This window comes from Corallococcus caeni, assembly GCF_036245865.1.
Taxonomy (GTDB): domain Bacteria; phylum Myxococcota; class Myxococcia; order Myxococcales; family Myxococcaceae; genus Corallococcus; species Corallococcus caeni.
The window spans coordinates 411,730-429,824 of record NZ_BTTW01000005.1 but is presented as its reverse complement, the minus strand read 5'-3'; the positions used below and the strand labels follow the sequence as shown (position 1 = coordinate 429,824).

The window sequence follows — 18,095 nt, the reverse complement described above, 5'->3', positions numbered from 1 at the left end:
GCGGCGGGTGCTTCACGCCGCGGGGTTGGGGGTGAGCAGGATCTTCCCGTTGCGGCCCGGCTCCAGCGCGCGCTTCACCGCGTCCTGGATGCGCTCCAGCGGATAGGTGCCGTCCACGGGCGCCTGCAGCGTGCCCACCGCCATCAGCTCCGCCAGCCGCGCGAGCGTGGCGTTCTGCTCCTCGCGAGGGGCGTCGCGCAGCCAGCGCGTCAGCCAGAAGCCGCGCAGGGTGACGTCCTTGAAGATGCTGGCCGCCGCGGACAGCATGGGGCCCTTGCCGCTCATGGCGCCGTAGTTCACCAGCACGCCGCCCGTCGTCAGACAGTCGCCCACCCTGCGGGCGGAGTCGCCGCCCACCGCGTCGATGCCCAGCCGCACCTTCGCGCCGCCCGTGGCCGCGCGCACCTGCTGGGGCAGCTCATCCGTGTCCAGCAGCACCACGTCCGCGCCCTGGGCCTTGAGCTCGTCGGCCAGCGTCTGACGGCGCACGACGTTGACGGTCTTCAGGCCCATCACCTGCGCCAGGGTGATGAGGTAGCGGCCCACCGCGGAGTTGGCGGCGTTCTGCACCACCCACTCGCCGGGCTGGAGCGTCACGAACTGGCGCAGCATCAGGTAGGCGGTGGGCGGGTTGATGAGCAGCATGCTCGCTTGGAGCAGGTCCAGGCCCGGCGGCACGGGCAAGAGCTGCGCGGCGGGCGCGGTGAGGTGGGTGCGCCAGGTGCCCGAGCCCAGGGGCAGGAACACGAGGTCGCCCACGGACACAGCGTCGGAGCCGGCCACCTCCACCACGCGGCCCACGCCCTCGTTGCCGGGCGTGGCGGGCAGCTTGGGCAGCACGCCGTATTCGCCGGAGAGGGTGAGCAGGTCGGAGGGGTTGATGGGCGTGGCGAGCACGGCGAGCCGTGCCTCACCGGGCTTCAATGGCACAGGCGACTCCTCCACCACCTGGGCGACGTCGGGGGGCGGCCCGAAGGCCGAGAAGCGCACTGCTTTCATGGCATTGCTCCCGCGCTGTGAAGGCGGCGTCACCCTAACCGCCTTCCGTCCTGCTGCCGAGCGTGCGTTGCCGCCCATGCGCGGGGTGCATCCACGGGTGGATGGATCCACCCCGCCTGCATTCGTCGCCCCGAGGGCATGGCGCTCTGTCCACCCGCGGACGCGAGAGGAAGGAGGCTGACGACCGTCGACGATCGGGCCTCGCCATGACGGTGGGGGCTGCACAGGTTCTGAAATGGGCCCCTCGGTGGGGTGGGTGGGGACGGGCGAGGAGGGCGAGTGTGAGCAACGTGCACCGCGAAGGGGCCCTGGCCGGGCCGGGGGCCGTCGTCGGGGAGGGGCTTTCCGCCGCACCGTGCGTCTGGAGACGCCGGCTGCTGACGGTGCTCAAACCGGTGTTCGCGATGGGGGGCCTGGGCATGCTGGCCACCCTGGTGCACAAGGCGGGCGCCGGTGAGCTGAAGACCACGCTCGCGGACGCGCTGCCGCTGCTCCCCTGGGTGGTGTTCCTCGAAATGGGACGGCAGGCCTGCGACGCCACGGCGACGCGCCTGGCCTACGGCGCCCGCTCCGGGCAGGTGCCCCTGTCGGTGTTGGTGCGCGCGCAGTTGATTGGCACCGCGGTGTCGAGCATGGCGCCCGCGGGCCGGACGGCGGCGGAGGCGACGAAGGCGACGATGCTGACGCCCTACACCGGAGGCGCGGCTGCGGCTGCGGCTGCGGCCACGTCGCAGTCGGCGTCGCTGGGCGCCGGAGGGCTCATCTCCTTCCCGTGCGCGCTGGCGGCCTACGCGATGACGGGCTGGAGCGCGTTCACGGTGGCGATGCTGGTGCACGGCTTCGTGTTGCTGCTCGCGTCGCTGGGCGTGCGCGCGGCGCTCCGGGCGAAGCGGCTGGGCGCGTGGATGCGCGGGCGGTGCGGGAAGTGGGGCACGCACGCGGAGGCGTTCCAGGCGTCGGTGTGCGCCGGAGGGCTGTGTCCGTGGCGGCCGATGATGGCGTTCCTGGGCAGCCGGGTGTTGCAGGTGATGCAGTACGCGGTGCTGGCGCACGCGGTGGGCATCGACGCGACGGTGGTGCAGGCGCTCTTCACGCAGGGGCTCTACCTGGTGGCGCTGGCCATGGGCTCGCTGGTGCCCGGACAGGTGGGCGTGACGGACGGGATGTTCTCGCTGGCGGCGGGAGTGATGGGGACCACGGCCGCGAAGGCCATGTCCATCGCGCTGCTCGCGCACACGGTGCAGGCGGTGTTCGTGCTGGTGGGGGCCCTCACGCCGCTGGTGTGGCGTGCCAAGGCGAAGGTGTCGGCCGCCGCGCCGGTGGTGCCGCCCGTGCTGCCCGCGCCGGTGTACCGCTAACCCCGCGGACATGAAGCCCGTCCACATGGATTGAGAAGGTGAGAACCCTACGGGGGGCGCCCGTCGGCGGAGCACCCCACGAACCTGTCCGACAGTCGGACAGGTTCTGGGAACAGGGGCCGGGGGCGTCCGCTCCACCCACGCGGCGGAAACCTGTCCGACAGTCGGACAGGTTTTGGAAAACCGTGGCGGGAGAGCCTCCGCCCCATCCGAGCGGATGATCTTGTCCGACAGTCGGACAGGTTTTGGAGAGCCGTGGCGGGAGCGCCTCCGCCCCATCCGGGCGGATGAACTTGTCCGACAGTCGGACAGGTTTCGAGGAACCGCAGCAGACCAGCGGTGTACCTTCCGGGTGTTTGGGGCTCAGGCAGGTCGGACCTGGACCGGTGTCCCGCTGAATGCGGCGTTGCCGCTGACGAGGTCCAGCGCCTGATCATCCGTCAGGTCGTTGATGCTGGCGCCCGCATGCGCGCTGGCGACCTGCTGGCGGATGCCTGGGCGCTGGTGGCCGTAGCCATGCGGCAGGCTGACGACGCCGGGCATCACGTCGGCGGTGACGGCGACGGGCACGGTGACCTCTCCCACGCGTGAGCGGACGGTGGCGCTGCCGCCTTCGGCGAGGCCCAGGCGGGAGGCATCATCCGGGTGGATCATCAGCGTGCAGCGGGGGCGGCCCTTCACCAGCCCCGGCACGTTGTGCATCCACGAGTTGTTGTCGCGCAGGTGCCGCCGGCCGATGAGCAGCAGCTCGCCCTCGCGAGGCGCCGCGTCATCCGGGAACGCGGCGCGGAGCCGGGCCACATCCGCGACGAGCAGCTCCGGCGCCAGCTGGATGCGCTTGGAGCGGTTGCGCAGCCGGCCGGGCAGGCTGGGCTTCAACGGGCCCAGGTCGATGCCATGCGGCGCGGCGCGCAGCTTCGCGAGCGACAGGCCGTGCTGCTTGAGCGGATGGAAGCGTGTGCCATAGGGCCCCATGCGAAGGCCCAGGTCGAGGAGGCGCTCCGGCCCCAGCCGCTTGAGGGCCTGGTGCTGGAGCAGCGCGCGGACGCTCCGCCCCTTGCGCAGGGTCTCCAGCCGGTGCTGGAGCTCCAGGAGGATCTCCCAATCCTGCCGTGAGTCAGGCCCGGCGGGGAACACCGGCGGCGAGTACTTCGCCGTGTTGCGCACCGCGAGCACGTGGAAGACCAGGTCGTAGTGTCCGCGCTCCAGCAGGGACGCGGGCGGCAGGATGTAGTGCGCGTGGCGGGTGGTCTCGTTGAGGTACGGATCCACGCTCACCATGAAGTCCAGCTGGCCCAGCGCGGTGTCCAGCTGCGTGCCATTGGGCGTGGAGAGCACGGGGTTGCCGGCCACGGTGATGAGCGCGCGGATGCGGCCCTCGCCCGGGGTGAGGATCTCCTCCGCGAGCGCCGCGACGGGCAGCTCCCCGGAGGACTCCGGCAGGCCGCGCACGCGGCTCTTCCAGCGGCCATGGCTGCCGGGGCTGACGCCGAACGCGCGAGGCCCGCCGATGAGGTCGAAGGCGGGCAGGGTGAAGAGGGCGCCGCCCTCGCGGTCCAGGTTGCCGGTGACGATGTTGAGGACGTTGATGAGCCATTGGCAGAGCGAGCCGAACGGCTGCGTGGACACCCCGACGCGCCCGTAGCAGACGGCCCCGTCCGCGGCGAGGAAGTCCCGCGCGATGCCGCGAAGCACGTCCGGCGCGATGCCCGTGTGCGGGGCCGTGCGCTCCGGAGGGAAGTCCCGGGCGAGCGGCACCACGGTGTCCAGCCCGTCCACGAACGCCGCCAGCCGGCCCATGCGGTGCGCGTTCCCCTCGTTGCCTTCCAGGACGACGTGCAGCAGGGAGAGGAGGGCGAGCGCGTCGGTGCCAGGGCGGATGAAGACGTGCTGGTCGGCAATGGCAGCCGTCTCCGTGCGGCGCGGGTCGATGACCACGACCTTGCCCCCGCGCTCCTGGATGGCGCGCAGCCGGGCCCGCACGTCTGGCGTCGTCATCAGGCTGCCATTGGACGCGAGCGGGTTCGCGCCCAGCACGAGCATGTACCGCGTGCGGTCGATGTCCGGGATGGGCACCAGCAGCTGGTGGCCGAACATCAAGTGGGCCGCGAGCTGGTGGGGGAGCTGGTCGACGGAGGTGGCGGAGAACCTGTTCCGGGAGCGCAGCGCGCGGAGCAGCATGGGCCCGAACATCATCGCGCCCAGGTTGTGGACGTTGGGGTTGCCCAGGTACGCGCCCACGGTGTTCGGCCCGTGCTCCTTCTGGAGGTCATGGAGCCGCTGGCTGATGTCGCGGAAGGCGTCCTCCCAGGACACGCGCTCCCAGCCGGAGGCGGTGCGCTTCAGGGGGTGGCGCAGCCGGTCTGGATCCTCGTGCAGGTCGCGCAGCGCCACGGCCTTGGGACAGATGTGGCCCCGGCTGAAGGGGTCCTCCGCGTCTCCCTTGATGGACGTGATGCGCCCGTCCGCCACCTCGATGCGCACGCCGCACATGGCTTCACAGAGATTGCAGGTGCGGAAGTGGACCTGGGGCGGGGCGGAAGCGCTCATGGGCGGGGAGACTACGCCGGCTTCCCTGCGTGGGGGACCGTTGGGTGACGGACGGTCCAACCGCCCGAGAATCGGTCTTCCGCCTTGATGGCTCGTACCAGGGTACTTATCTCCTCACGATGGCGCCGCTCCCCGGGAAGCTCGAATGGCTTGCAGGCGGAGGCGAGATGGCCGCCCTCATCGCCTCACTCGATTGGTCGAAGTCTCCCCTGGGGCCCATCGAGTCGTGGCCCCAGAGCCTGCGCACGACGGTGAGCCTGTGCCTCGCGTCGAACTTCCCCATCAACATCATCTGGGGCGAGGGCCACAACCAGATCTACAACGCGGGCTACCGCGTGTTGTGCGGCGCGGTGCACCCGCGCGCGATGGGGGAGAGCTACCGGGTCACCTGGGCCTCCGCCTGGTCAGCCCTCCGCGAGCCGTTCGAGCGCGCGCTCGCCGGGGAGACGTCCTACCTCGAGAACCAGCGCATGTTCCTGGAGCGCAACGGCTATCCCGAGGAGACGTTCTTCACCTTCTCGCTGAGCCCCATCCGCGACGAGTCCGGCAAGGTGGTGGGCCTCTTCCACCCGGTGACGGAGACGACGCCCACGATGCTCGCCGAGCGGCGGACGCGGGCCCTGCGAGACATCGCCGACAGCGCGGGACAGGCGCTGGTGTTCGAGGAGGCGTGTGCCCTGCTGCTCGCGACGCTGGGGGAGTACGCCTTCGACCTGCCCTTCGCGCTGCTCTACCTGACGTCCCCGGATGGCACCGAGGCCCGGCTCCAGGGCGTATGTGGGACCCAGGCCGGAACGCCGTTCGCGCCGGAGGTCGTCCGCCTCGAGGACCCCGCGGACGACGCCACGTGGCCGCTGGCGCGGACGGCGACGAGCGGCCGGGTGGAGCCGGTCACGGACCTGGAGGCCCGCTTCGGCCCGGTCGTCGCGGGGCCCTACCCGGAGCCGGTGAAGACGTCCTTCGTGTTGCCGGTGCGGGTCGCGGGCGTGGAATCGCCGCTCGGGTACCTGGTCATCGGCGTGAGTCAGCGCCTGCCGCTGAACGACCTCTATCGCGCCTTCGTGGAGATGCTGAGCGGGGCGGTGAGCGCGGCGCTCGGGAACGCGCGGGCCTATGAAGCGGAGCGGCGCCGGGCGGAGGCGCTCGCGGAGATAGACCAGGCGAAGACGGCCTTCTTCAGCAACGTGAGCCACGAGTTCCGCACGCCGCTGACGTTGATGCTCGGGCCGGTGGAGGACCTGCTGGCGGGGCTGCGCGGGGCGTTGCCGGAGGGCGCGCGCGGGGAGCTGGAGGTCGTGCACCGCAATGCCTTGCGGCTGCTCAAGCTGGTGAACGCGCTGCTCGACTTCTCCCGCATCGAGGCGGGCCGCGCCCAGGCCACCGTGGAGCCCACGGACCTGTCCGTCCTCACCCGCGACGCGGCGAGCGCGTTCCGCTCCGCCATCGAGCGCGCGGGCATGCGGCTGGTGGTGGACGCGGAGCCGCTCGGGGAGCCGGTCTTCGTGGACCGGGACATGTGGGAGAAGATCGTCCTCAACCTCGTGTCGAACGCGTTCAAGTTCACGCACGCCGGGGAGATCCGCGTCGAGCTGAAGCGGGAGGGCGGCTTCGCGCGGCTGTCGGTGCGGGACACGGGCATCGGCATCCCGGAGGCGGAGCTGGGCAAGGTGTTCCAGCGCTTCCACCGGGTGAAGGAGGCCCGGGGGCGCACGCACGAGGGCAGCGGCATCGGGCTCGCGCTCGTGCACGACCTGGCGAAGCTCCACGGCGGTTCGGTGGAGGTGGAGAGCGTGGAGGGGCAGGGGGCCACCTTCTGCGTCCGGGTGCCGTTCGGGCGTGGCTTCTCGAAGGCGTTGCCGGCGCCGGAGGCGGAGCGGCCTCCCGCCAACCCCATCCGGGTCGAGGCGTTCGTGGAGGAGGCGCTGCGCTGGTCGGTGGACCGCGTGGAGGATCCGTTGCCCGGGGCGGTCGCGCAGCCGCACGCTCCGGCACCGGTGGTGGAGATCGGGCCGCGGCCGCGCATCCTGCTCGCGGACGACAACGCGGACATGCGCGACTACGTGCGCCGCCTCCTGTCGCAACGCTACGACGTGACGGCGGTGGCGAACGGGGCGGAGGCGCTCCGTTCGGCGCGCGAGTCGCGGCCGGACCTGGTGCTGTCGGACGTGATGATGCCGGTGATGGACGGCATCCAACTGGTGAAGCAGCTGCGCGCGGACGAGGCGCTGCGCACGCTGCCGGTCATCCTGCTGTCCGCGCGCGCGGGGGAGGAGGCCACGGCGAGCGGGCTGGAGCTGGGCGCGGACGACTACCTGACGAAGCCGTTCGCGGCGAGGGAGCTGCTGGCCCGCGTGCGGGCGCAGCTCACCATGGCGGCCATGCGGCTGCGGGCGGCGGAGCAGGACGCGCACGCGGAGCAGCTGGCGCAGCACCAACGGGGGTTGGAGGCGCTGCTCAACGCGCGCGACGAATTCCTCTCCATCGCCTCGCATGAGCTGAAGACACCCATCACGTCCCTGCTGCTGCAATTGCAGATGGCGGAGCGGCACGTGAAGCCCGTGGTGGAGGGGCGCGCTCCGAACCCGGAGCGGCTGGCGCGGGCGCTGAAGGTGTCCCTGGTGCAGGTGGACCGGCTGACGCGCCTGGTGGAGGACCTGCTGGACGTGGCCCGCATCCGGACGGGCACGTTCGAGCTCGCCGTGCAGGAGGTGGACCTGACGCAGCTCGCGTCGGACGTGTTGGAGCGGCTGTCCGGGCAGCTTGCACAGACGGGGTGTCTGGCGACGCTGGAGGCCCCGCCGAAGCTGGCGTGGGCGGCGGACCTGCGGCGGCTGGAGCAGGTGTTGACGAACCTCATCACCAACGCCATGCGGTACGCGCCGGGAGGGCCGCTGGCGGTGCGGCTGGAGGCGCGGGGCGACCTGGTGCGCCTGGAGGTGCGGGACCACGGCCCCGGGGTTCCGGAGTCACAGCGGGACAGCATCTTCGACCGGTTCGAGCGGGGCATCGCTTCGCGCCACGCGGGGGGGCTGGGATTGGGCCTCTTCATCTCCAAGCAGATCATCGCGGCGCACGGCGGCAGGATCTCCGTGGAGGCGCCGCCGGACGGAGGCGCGTGCTTCGTGGTGTTGCTGCCCCGGAGCGCCGCGCACACGCAGGCTCCCGGCGTCCTGACGTTCTCGGGAGTCCTGGGATGACCCGGAGCAGCGGCTCGACCCTTCCTGAGTAGGCCCAGCTCCCGGGTTTCGTGACACCTCGCGCCATCCGCCCCGTCCACCCTCCGGCCGGGGAGTCGTTTGCGCCCCCAACAGCCTTGCCTTGGGGCGTTCGTTGCCGTCCAATGGTGCACAAACCAATGATCGCGGCCGGTGGCGGTTTTTAAGAGCATGCGCACCGTTGCGATCACCGACTCAGGGGTGAAGGGGAAGGCGATGATGGGGACGGCGTGGAAGACGGGGGCGCGAGGGCTCGCGCTGGGGATGCTCCTGCTGGTGGGCGGTATCGCCCATGCGGGACAGGCGGGCGGGGTCAACATGCCGGATTCCCTCCAGGTGGAGGGGCGCACGCTCGCGCTCACCCACATGGAGCTGAAGAAGAAGCTCTTCTTCAACATCTACGTCTGGAGCCTCTACATGGAGGAGGAGCCCTCCTGCTTCAAGGAGGCCGTGGCGTCCAACAGCCTGAAACGCCTGCACTTCCGCTTCCTGCGCACCATCACCAAGGACCAGCTCGTGGGCAGCTTCCGCGAAGGCCTGCGCCAGAACCCGGCCATGCGCGAGGACGCCCTCAGCCAGTCCCTGGAGAAGCTCCTGTCGTCCCTCCATGACGTGCGCAAGGGCGACGACCTGGTCCTCACCTACCTGCCCGGCTCCGGCCTCCACGTCTCCGGCGGCGCGTCCGGCGGCGTCCACATCCCGGGCAAGCCCTTCGCGGACGCCCTCTTCAGCTCCTGGCTGGACACCCACCCCATCTTCCCCAAGTAGGCCGCTCGTCCAGCGGGGAAGTTTGGCCTCAAATTGGATGCGCGTTTCTCCTAGGCGGCGGGTCTGAGCGCGGTACTCTCAGACCCACCAACATCCTTGTCAGGAGGAATCGCACCTATGCGGACACGTCTGGTTCTGGCTGCCCTCGTCGCCCTCTCCACGGGCTGCGTCTCGCAGGGGAAGTTCAACGAGAAGGCCCTGGAGGCCGAGGGGCTGACGAAGAACCTCACGGATGAGAAGGCGGCCCGCACGGCGGCCGAGGCGAAGATCAAGGCGCTGGAGGAGAAGCAGGCCGCGCTGGAGCAGGAGAAGACCGCGCTGCAGACGCGCCTGGAAGCCTCCGAGAACCGCCTCACCAGCGCCGCGGCCGAGCGCCGCGCCCTGGAGGAGAAGAACGCGCAGCTGGCCGCGCTCAACGACGAGCTGGGGCGCAACGCCAAGAAGCTCGCGCAGGCGAAGGAGGAGCTGGAGAAGAAGAGCTCCGAGTACGAGAACCTGGCCCAGTCGCTCAAGCAGGAGATCTCCGACGGCAAGATTGAGCTGTCGGAGATGAAGGGCCGGATGACCGTGCAGCTCAAGGACAAGATCCTCTTCGCGTCCGGCTCCGCGCGTGTGGGCAAGGAAGGTCAGGAAGCGCTCGTGAAGATCGCCGACGCGCTCAAGACGGTGCAGGGCCGCATCGTGCGCGTGGAGGGCCACACGGACGACGTGCCCACCGGCGGCGGACAGTTCCCCACCAACTGGGAGCTGAGCCTGGCGCGCGCGATGGCGGTGGTGCGGTCGCTCCAGGACTCGGGCGTGGACCCGACGATGCTGTCCGCGGCGGGCTACGGGCAGTACCAGCCGCTCGTGCCCAACGACTCGCCGGAGCACAAGAGCCAGAACCGGCGCATTGAAATCGTGCTCGCCCCGAGCCTCGGGGGGCGTTAGGAGGGGGCGCGGGAGACCCGCGCACCCTTCATGAGAACGCTCCTCTGCGTCATCTGTGTATTGCTTGCGACCGGGGCCGTGGCACAGGCTCCGGACGCAGGAACCCCCGCCGGCGATGCTGGCGCTCCCACGGGCGTGCTGACGAAGCCGCCCGCCCTCCTGCGCCAGGTGGAAGCCGCCTACCCGCCGGACGCCGCCGCCCAGCAGCTCGAGGGCACGGTGGTGATGTTCATCGACATCTCGGAGACGGGCGCCGTCACGAACGTCGAAATCACCCAGCCCGCGGGCCACGGCTTCGACGAGGCCGCGGTGGAGGCGGTGAAGCAGTTCCAGTTCGAGCCCGCGGAGGTGGACAACGTCCCCGCGCCGGTGCGCATCCAGTACGCCTACCAGTTCGTCTTCCGCGCGCCGGAGCCGCCCCCGGAGGCCCCGTCCGCGGACGGCGGCGTCCAGGAGCCGCAGGGCCCGGTGAACTTCAGCGGCCAGGCGCTGGAGCGCGGCACGCGCAAGCCGCTGGTGGGCGCGGAGGTGGTGCTCACGGAGCTGGACCGCTCCGCCGTCACGGACAGCGAGGGGCGCTTCTCCTTCCGGGGCGTCCCCGTGGGCACGCACCCGGTGGTCGTGGTGCTGGGCAACTACGACCGCTTCAAGACGCAGGAGACCATTGAAGAGGGCAAGCTCACGCAGGCCACGTACTACGTGCAGAAGCGCATCTTCAGCCAGTACGAGACGGTGGTGAGAAGCGACCGCGAGCGCAAGGAGGTGACGCGCACCACCATCACGGTGGCGGAGGTGCAGCGCATCCCGGGCACGCAGGGTGACACGCTCAAGGTGGTGCAGAACCTGCCGGGCGTGGCGCGGCCCGCGTTCAACGGCGGCGCGCTGGTCATCCGCGGCACCAGCCCCCAGGAGTCCGGCGTCTTCCTGGACGGCCTGCGCATCCCCATCCTGTACCACTTCGGTGGCCTCACCTCCGTGTACAACTCGGACCTGCTGGAGGCGGTGGACTACCTGCCCGGCAACTTCTCCGCGTACTACGGCGACATCACCGGCGGCGTCATCAACGTGCGCAGCCGCGAGCCCCGGACGGACCGCTACCACGCCACGGTGGGCATCAGCCTCATTGAATCCAACGCGGTGATTGAGGGCCCCATCACGGACACGCTGAGCTTCGCCATTGGCGGCCGGCGCTCGTACATCGACCTGGTGCTCAAGGCGGTGCCGTTCGACGACGACAGCCTCCAGGTGGCGCCGCGCTACTACGACGCGCAGGCGAAGCTGGTGTGGAAGCCGAACAGCCGCAACACCTTCACGCTGCAGGGGCTGACGTCGCGCGACCGGCTGGCGTTGCTGCTGGATCAGCCGGCGGACGGCGACCCGTCCGTCAATGGCAGCCTGGACGTGACGACGGGCTTCAACCAGCTGCGCCTGCGGCACCAGTTCCGCGAGGGCAAGCTGACGCTCGACACGCACGGGCTCATCGGCAACACCCTCCTGGACTTCCAGATTGGCGAGCGCGGGCTGCGCATCGCGTCCACGGACCTGTATCTGCGGCCCACGGTGGAGTACGCCTTCAACGACAGCGTGACGGTGGCGGGCGGTCTGGACGTGGTGACGAACCTGGCGAAGGTGACGGCCAGCATCCAGCAGCCGCCGCGCGAGGGCGAGCCGCCGTCGCCGCTGGTGACGGAGGACCTCATCAACATCGACGGGAAGTTCACCCAGTACTACCCGTCCGCCTGGGCGGAGGTGCGGTGGCGGCCTATCAAGGACCTGCTGGTGGTGCCGGGCGTGCGCACGGAGAGCTACGTCTTCACGGACCAGCAGGAGGTGAAGCGCTCGGTGAACCCGCGGCTGGCGGTGCGCTATGCGCTCACGGAGACGTTGACGCTGAAGGGCGGCGCGGGCGTCTACCACAGCCCGCCGGTGCAGGACGAGCCGTCGCCGGGATTCGGCAACCCGGACCTGGGGGCGAAGCGGTCGCTGCAGTACAGCGTGGGCGCGGAGTGGCAGGCGCGGCCGGAGTGGTTCGTGGGGACGGAGGTCTTCTACAACGACCTGGACGACCTCATCGTGCGCTCGAACGCGCGCGTCGAGCGCGACGGCGAGTCGGTGCCGGAGAACCTGAAGAACGGCGGCGTGGGGCGCATCTACGGCTTCGAGCTGCTGGTGCGCCGCGCGCTGACGGACCGGCTGTTCGGCTGGATTTCGTACACGCTCAGCCGCAGCGAGCGCCGGGACGCGCCGGGGGCGCGCTGGCGCCTGTTCGACAACGACCAGACGCACGTGCTGACGGCCATCGCCAGCTACAAGCTGCCGAAGGGCTGGGAGGTGGGCGCGCGGTTCCGCTTCGCGTCCGGCAACCCGACGACGCCGGTGCAGGGGGCGAAGCGCGACGACACGACGGACGTGTTCATCCCGTACTACGGGCTGGTCAATTCGCAGCGGCTGCCGTCGTTCAACCAGCTGGACATCCGCGTGGACAAGAACATCGTCTTCGACACGTGGAACCTGGACGTCTACCTGGACCTGACGAACGCCTACAACAACCAGTCGGTTGAAGGCGTGGCCTACAACTACAACTATTCAGAGCGCGAGTTCTTCAAGGGCCTGCCCATCCTGCCCGTGCTCGGCCTGAAGGGAGCCTTCTGACGCCATGCGCACTCCCATCCTCCTGTGTGCCATTGCCTTGCTGGGGTTGAGCGCGTGCGGTGGCGCCGACTTCGATGCCCAGAGTGAGATTCGCAGCGTGCGGGTGCTGGCCATCAAGGCAGAGCCGCCGGAGCTGGTGTTGGACCCGGACGCCTCCACGCTGCCGCCGCCGGTGACGTTCACCGCGCTGGCGGTGACGCCGGACGCGCGGCCGGTGACGGTGACGTACGCGCTGTGCCGGGCGGACGTGAACCCCTACGGGGACACGGCGTGTCCGGGGGACAGCGGGGTGGCGCTGCAGAATGGCGTGCTGTCGTTGAGCGACCCGGCGGTGCAGGCGCTGCTCATCGAGTCGTTCCAGAAGGCCACGGGCAACACGGGTGGCGGGGACGGCGGCACGTTCGACTTCAACGACCCGGCGGTGCAGGAGGCGCTGCGGGTGGGGATTCCGCTGTTCGTGGGCTACGAGGCGACGGACGGCAGCGGGACGCCGGGGGGCGTGGAGCGGGGCGTGCGGCGCATCACGCTGCGTTCGACGGACGCGCCCAACCAGAACCCGGTGATGCAGGACGTGCTGTGGAACGACGCGCCGCTGGTGGGGCCGCTGCCGCTGGACACGGAGGTGACGTTCACGCCGGTGCTGGGTGAGGGCAGCGAGGAGGTCTACGCCACGGAGGACGGGACGAAGACGGAGCAGGTCTTCTACAGCTGGTTCGCGACGGGCGAGGGCGAGGTGGGGTCATTCCGTTCGCTGGAGCCGGTGGACGGCAAGCCCGGAGACCCGACGACGACGTACACGACGGCCGCGACCCCCGAGCGCATCACCGTCTGGGTGGTGGCCCGGGACGGCCGCGGCGGCACGGACTGGACGACGCGCACGGTGGACGTGGGGCCCTGAGGGCCGTGAGCGCGCGCGGGCTGTTGTGGGGAGCCCTGATGCTGGGAGGGTGTGCTTCGCCGCCGCCCCCGGGCGTCGTGCGCTTCGACCCCAGGGGAATGCCTTCCCGGCTGGAAGGCCCGATGCCGGGGACACCGCTGTTCGATAGTGCGTGGGATGCACTCCTGGCGGCCTGTCCCCTGATCCTCTCCCAACGCAACGCCACGGCGGGAAACGCGGGGGCCGCGAACTTCGATGTGCGTTGGCGCATGTCGAAGGAGTACTGCGCCTGGCTGTATTACGTCCCGGACGACCGGTATGCGTTGAGCAAGCTGGTGGAGAGCTCCGACGCCACACGGAACCAGTTCGAGCAGGGCTGCAGGGCTCCCGCGTTCGTCGAGGACTCTCGGTATCCACCCGACAGTCTCAAGTACCTCTACTTCCTCCACAACCACCCAGCGACGCCCACCAACCTCTCGGAGCGGGACCTCGCCGCGCTGGCGAAGATGGTGCGGATCCACGGGGGATACGTCGAAACGAAGGCAGGGCGGCTTCCCATTGGAATCATCGCCTTCTTCTCCGACGGTTCCTCCGGGAACTCCACGGGCTGCGACGGCTTCTATGAATACACCTACGGGAGCACGGAAGTAGTGCGATGGACGCCCGATGAAGAAGGCCATTGGCGCAGGACGCGGGCAGGCTCCGTTACCTGGGACAGCGAGACAGAGTTCCGGTTCGTCCCGACACGTTAGGCAGGAGCACCGCGGATGCCACGACTGACGAGTGCGATTCGTTGCGGAGGACTGACCCTGGTGGGGGGAGCGCTGTTGCTGGTGGGGTGTCTGCGCGGGCAAGGAACCCGGCCTCCTGACTGGGAAGGCGACCGGAGCATCGCGTTCCCGGCGTTCTACGCGCAGTCAGCGGTGCAGGTGGGGGCCGACACGAAGGCTTATGAACTGGACGGCAGGTTGCTTCACGCTGTCCAGGTCGCGATGGAGGACTTCTTCCCTGCTCGGTCCAAGGACACGCCGTGCTGGGGAACACCGGAGGCGTATCGCTACCGTGTCATCCGTCAGGGAGACCTCTTCTTCATCCTGATCCACGAGGACCCGGACGCCTGTGGAGACACCTTCATTGGCGTGGACACCGGCGCGCGCTACGCGGTCAGCCTGGACGGTCGAATCCTGCGGCGCAGTGTGGGAGCGGAACCCGCCCCCCTCCCGGTGCCTTCAGAAATGGATGCAGGAGTCCTGGAAGGCCCCCCGTCGGATGGCGGGGCCCCGTAGCTGGGCTCATTCGTCCCACGCGTCACGGGACGATGGTGGGCTCGCTGTCGAAGAGCGCGTCGAACAGGGTGGTCCGGGGTGGACGCGTCCACTCCACGGTGACGGGGACGGGAAGGGCCGCGACTTCGGGCGGGAGCGCCGTGACGTGGAAGTGGGCCTCGAGTTCCAGGGCGATGATGCTCGCGGTGTCACTCATGGCCGCGGGCAGGGGCGGCAGGTGCAGGTGGGCTTTGCCGCGCTTGCGTCCCTCGTAGTCGAACGTCAGTCCATACACCGTGTAGACCGGCGCCAGGATGCTCATGCAGCCCACGAGGACCCAGGGCACGGGCTGCATGGGGATTCCCTTCGCGGGATAGACGGCGCAGCGCAAGGATGCCTGGGAGGTCGTGCTTGCTTCCGCCAGCGTGAAGTCTGGAAGACGCATGCCCAGCTGCCGCCGGAAGTCCTCCCAGCGCTCGTTCTGCTGTCGCATCTGCGCCCAACGCTCTCGGCGACGCTTGAGCTCAGGATGGGCGTCGTCCAGGGACTCCTCGTACGAAGCAGGCCAGTAGTGGCGAACGAGGGTCAGCAGTTCATTCGTGCTGGGTGGCATGGCGCGATGGCTCCAGCGTCAGAGATTCACGTTCCCAACAGCACGGGAGGCGCCCGCTCATCGCATTGCGCCCTGAATCGGGCTCCGGCAAGGGACGCCTCGAAGGTCGTTCTAAGCTGTGCCTTCATCAACTCACAAAGCATTCCGAGCGGTGAGTCGAGGGTGGCGGAGCTGAAGACCGCCTGGGAAGCCTCGTTGATACGGTCCGCCGCGATGCGCTGCGCCAGCGGTAGGGAGATGACACCCTCATGGGTTCGCAGAGGCGTCTCAACGCCGAACCTGCACAGCACTGACTCGCTTGTGTTGGCGCGAGTAATCCGGATGTGGACACAGGCGGAGCGCTGACCGCCTTCCTCCCCTGGCGTTGCTTCCCGGAGCGTCACGAAGCGGATCTGCTTCGGAAGGATCCGCCCCGTGACCACGGTCCGGTCCGTGGGCCCGACACACGCCGTGGGCAGGGACAGCACGACCGCGACTGGAAGCCACCGTCGCCGTGCTGCCTGTCCCGCCATGGTTCACCCCGTCAGCCACGCGGACGCGCGGCCCAGGCCCTCCGCCACGGAGGTGAAGGCGTCCGCCGTGCGCACGCGCTCCTCTCCGAAGCGCTTCACGTACAGCTCCCGCACCGCCGGAATCTGCGACGAACCTCCCGTCAGGAAGACCGCGTCAATGTCCCTGGCCTCCGGGTGCTTCGCCAACAGCCCCTCCGTGCACTGCGACAGTTCATCCAACAACGTGCGGCCCGCCGTCTCGAACTCCCCGCGCGTCATCGGCTCGTGCAGGTGGATGCGCGCCTCGTCGAAGTCGATGGTCGCCTGCGCCTCGCTGGACAGCTTCACCTTCGCCGCTTCAATGGACCGGAACAGCCGGTAGCCCAGGTTGTCCATCACCAGGTCGTAGAGCGCTTGAATCTCCGCCGGGTGGTCGCTCGTGTCGAGCATCACCTCCAGCAGCTCCTGCGTGGACTTCTCCCGGATGAAGGACATCTCGTGCCAGTTGAGCAGCTTCGCCAGCACGTGCTGCGGAATGGGCAGCCGCTTGTGGCTGAAGCCCTTCACCTTGTACGTGGACCCCGCCCCGAAGCGCGGCAACAGCTTGTGCCGCATGATCTCCGCGTCGAAGCGGTCACCACCGATGCGCACACCCGTGGAGCCCACCACGTCCGGCCGCCGGTCCAGGTTCCCCCGCCGCGACGGGCCCAGCCGCATCAGCGTCAGGTCCGTCGTGCCGGCGCCGAAGTCCGCCACCAGCACCAGCTCGTCCTTCTGCAGCCGCGCCTCGTACGCGAGCGCCGCCGCGATGGGCTCGATGAGGAACTGCACGTGCGTGAAGCCCGCCAGCTCCGCCGCCTTGCGCAGGCGCTTCTCCGCCAGCGCGTCCGCCTCCGCATCCGGCGTGAAGACCGCGGGCCGGCCCAGCACCACCGCGTCCGGCGCCTCGCCCAGGTGCGCCCCGGCCGCCTCGCGCACGCGGCGCAGGAGGATGGCCACCAGGTCCTCGATGGTGAACGTGCGCCCCTTCACCTGCGTGGCCCGGAAGGACGAGCTGTGCAGGAAGGACTTCACGGACTGGATGAACCGGCCGTTGTTGTCCTCCAGGTAGCGCTGGATGGCGTCCGCGCCCGTGAAGACCTCCCGCTCGTCCTCCGCGAAGAAGAGCACGGAGCGGAACAGCCGGGGCTCCGGGGTGTGGGGCTGCAGCGGCAACACGGTGCCGTCCGGCAGGGCCAGGGCGGTGTTGCTGGTTCCGAAGTCGAGTCCGCAGGCGCGCATGGGGGGGCGCCCCTTATCGCCATTCCTCCGGACGCGGTAGCCCCAAAGTGAGCGCCTGCCGCAGGGCGGGCGGACGGGCGGGCGCTCGCGGTGCCATGGCTTGGCGCCTCGCGAGCGCTCGCCATCTTTGCCCTGTCATCCCTTTGACAGGAGAACCCCATGAAATCGCGCGCAGCATGGCTGGGTGCCGGAGTCGCCGCACTGACGTTGGGCACCACCGCCTGCCAGGACGGAGACCGCTCCCGCCAGGACCGTGCGGAGAACACGCCAGGACAGCAGGTGGAACAGGCCCAGGCCCAGTCGGAGAAGGCCTTCGACGACGCGCGCGACGCGCAGAAGGAGGCCTCCAGCCAGCAGCGCGAGGCCGCCCGCGCCCAGGAGGACGTGCAGCACAAGCAGCAGGAGCTCCAGGAGGCCCAGGCCAAGGCCCAGAAGGAGGCCCAGGAGGCCCAGTCCAGCCAGCAGCAGGCGCAGGCGCGCACCCAGCAGGCCCAGTCCGTGGCCCAGCAGGCCCAGGCCAGCGCGCTGCAGGCCCAGCGCCAGGCGCAGCAGAACTTCGCCAGCCAGCAGCAGCAGGCCTCCAACGACAGCGCCGCCGCGAACCAGCGCCTCGCCCAGCAGAGCGCCCAGCAGCAGCAGGCCGCGAACCAGAACGCCGCCACGCAGCAGGCCGCCATCGCTCGGAACACGCAGGCCGCGCCCGCGCGGAACACGCAGGCCGTGCAGCAGCAGGAGCAGCAGGTCTCCGGTGACGTGCTGAGCGCGAGCGCCCAGGAGGTGCTGGTGAGCCAGGCCGGCGAACCCCAGCTGCGCCTGAAGGTGGGCCCCGGCACGCAGGTACAGGTGGACGGCCGGGCCGCGAGCGCGGCGGACATCCAGGAGGGCGCGCAGGTCCGGGCCTCCTACCGCACGGACGCGAACAGCGGCGAGCCGCAGGCCCTGCGCATCGACGCCACGTCCCGCGCGCAGCCGGCCGCGCCCGCCGCGCCGGAGAGCGGCGAGTCCTCGCCCGGCGTGCCCCGGTAGAGAAGAAAGACGCCGGACATGCCACGGCCCCGTGCCTTCGCGCTTCCCAACGCGAGGGTCCGGGGCCGTG

The 18,095-nt window shown here is 70.1% G+C and carries 13 protein-coding genes; 9 read left to right on the top strand and 4 right to left on the bottom strand.

Annotated features, from left to right (window positions below; genetic code table 11):
* Positions 1 to 12: 12 nt before the first annotated feature.
* Positions 13 to 999: a zinc-dependent alcohol dehydrogenase family protein gene (locus AABA78_RS23040; protein WP_338265791.1), complete on the bottom strand. Its 987-nt coding sequence runs from the start codon at positions 997 to 999 to the stop codon at positions 13 to 15.
* Between the two features lie 281 nt (positions 1,000 to 1,280).
* Here AABA78_RS23040 and AABA78_RS23035 point away from each other — a divergent pair, with 281 nt between their 5' ends.
* Positions 1,281 to 2,357: a lysylphosphatidylglycerol synthase domain-containing protein gene (locus tag AABA78_RS23035; protein WP_338265789.1), complete on the top strand. Its 1,077-nt coding sequence runs from the start codon at positions 1,281 to 1,283 to the stop codon at positions 2,355 to 2,357.
* 363 nt (positions 2,358 to 2,720) lie between these two features.
* On the opposite strand, the gene AABA78_RS23030 is transcribed toward AABA78_RS23035, so the two are convergent.
* Entirely contained in the window at positions 2,721 to 4,907 is a 2,187-nt protein-coding gene (locus AABA78_RS23030; RefSeq protein WP_338265786.1) for a molybdopterin oxidoreductase family protein, read from the bottom strand.
* A gap of 167 nt (positions 4,908 to 5,074) precedes the next feature.
* Between AABA78_RS23030 and AABA78_RS23025 the strand changes: the two genes are divergently transcribed.
* The 7 genes from AABA78_RS23025 (at position 5,075) to AABA78_RS22995 (ending at position 14,635) form a co-directional block, all read left to right on the top strand.
* Positions 5,075 to 8,104, top strand: coding sequence for an ATP-binding response regulator (locus tag AABA78_RS23025; protein ID WP_338265784.1), 3,030 nt, complete (start codon positions 5,075 to 5,077; stop codon positions 8,102 to 8,104).
* 189 nt (positions 8,105 to 8,293) lie between these two features.
* Positions 8,294 to 8,890 carry a chalcone isomerase family protein gene (locus tag AABA78_RS23020; protein WP_253895086.1) on the top strand — a complete coding sequence of 199 codons (597 nt, stop codon included), beginning with the start codon at positions 8,294 to 8,296 and terminating at the stop codon, positions 8,888 to 8,890.
* 117 nt (positions 8,891 to 9,007) lie between these two features.
* The gene (locus AABA78_RS23015) at positions 9,008 to 9,820 is read left to right on the top strand and encodes an OmpA/MotB family protein (RefSeq protein WP_338265779.1); all 813 of its coding nucleotides are present in this window, start codon (positions 9,008 to 9,010) and stop codon (positions 9,818 to 9,820) included.
* A gap of 30 nt (positions 9,821 to 9,850) precedes the next feature.
* Positions 9,851 to 12,472: a TonB-dependent receptor domain-containing protein gene (locus AABA78_RS23010; protein WP_338265776.1), complete on the top strand. Its 2,622-nt coding sequence runs from the start codon at positions 9,851 to 9,853 to the stop codon at positions 12,470 to 12,472.
* Positions 12,473 to 12,476: 4 nt separating this feature from the next.
* Positions 12,477 to 13,370, top strand: a complete 894-nt coding sequence (locus AABA78_RS23005) for a hypothetical protein (protein ID WP_338265774.1) — start codon at positions 12,477 to 12,479, stop codon at positions 13,368 to 13,370.
* Between the two features lie 248 nt (positions 13,371 to 13,618).
* On the top strand, positions 13,619 to 14,101 hold the full coding sequence (locus tag AABA78_RS23000; protein ID WP_338265771.1) for a hypothetical protein: 483 nt from the start codon (positions 13,619 to 13,621) through the stop codon (positions 14,099 to 14,101).
* 15 nt (positions 14,102 to 14,116) lie between these two features.
* Entirely contained in the window at positions 14,117 to 14,635 is a 519-nt protein-coding gene (locus AABA78_RS22995) for a hypothetical protein (RefSeq protein ID WP_338265770.1), read from the top strand.
* Positions 14,636 to 14,657: 22 nt separating this feature from the next.
* On the opposite strand, the gene AABA78_RS22990 is transcribed toward AABA78_RS22995, so the two are convergent.
* Both AABA78_RS22990 and AABA78_RS22985 read right to left on the bottom strand, forming a co-directional pair.
* Positions 14,658 to 15,227: a hypothetical protein gene (locus tag AABA78_RS22990; protein ID WP_338265768.1), complete on the bottom strand. Its 570-nt coding sequence runs from the start codon at positions 15,225 to 15,227 to the stop codon at positions 14,658 to 14,660.
* Positions 15,228 to 15,742: 515 nt separating this feature from the next.
* Entirely contained in the window at positions 15,743 to 16,999 is a 1,257-nt protein-coding gene (locus AABA78_RS22985) for an Hsp70 family protein (RefSeq protein WP_338265766.1), read from the bottom strand.
* Between the two features lie 159 nt (positions 17,000 to 17,158).
* On the opposite strand from AABA78_RS22985, the gene AABA78_RS22980 reads away from it, so the two are divergent.
* On the top strand, positions 17,159 to 18,025 hold the full coding sequence (locus AABA78_RS22980; protein WP_338265764.1) for a hypothetical protein: 867 nt from the start codon (positions 17,159 to 17,161) through the stop codon (positions 18,023 to 18,025).
* Positions 18,026 to 18,095 lie beyond the last annotated feature (70 nt).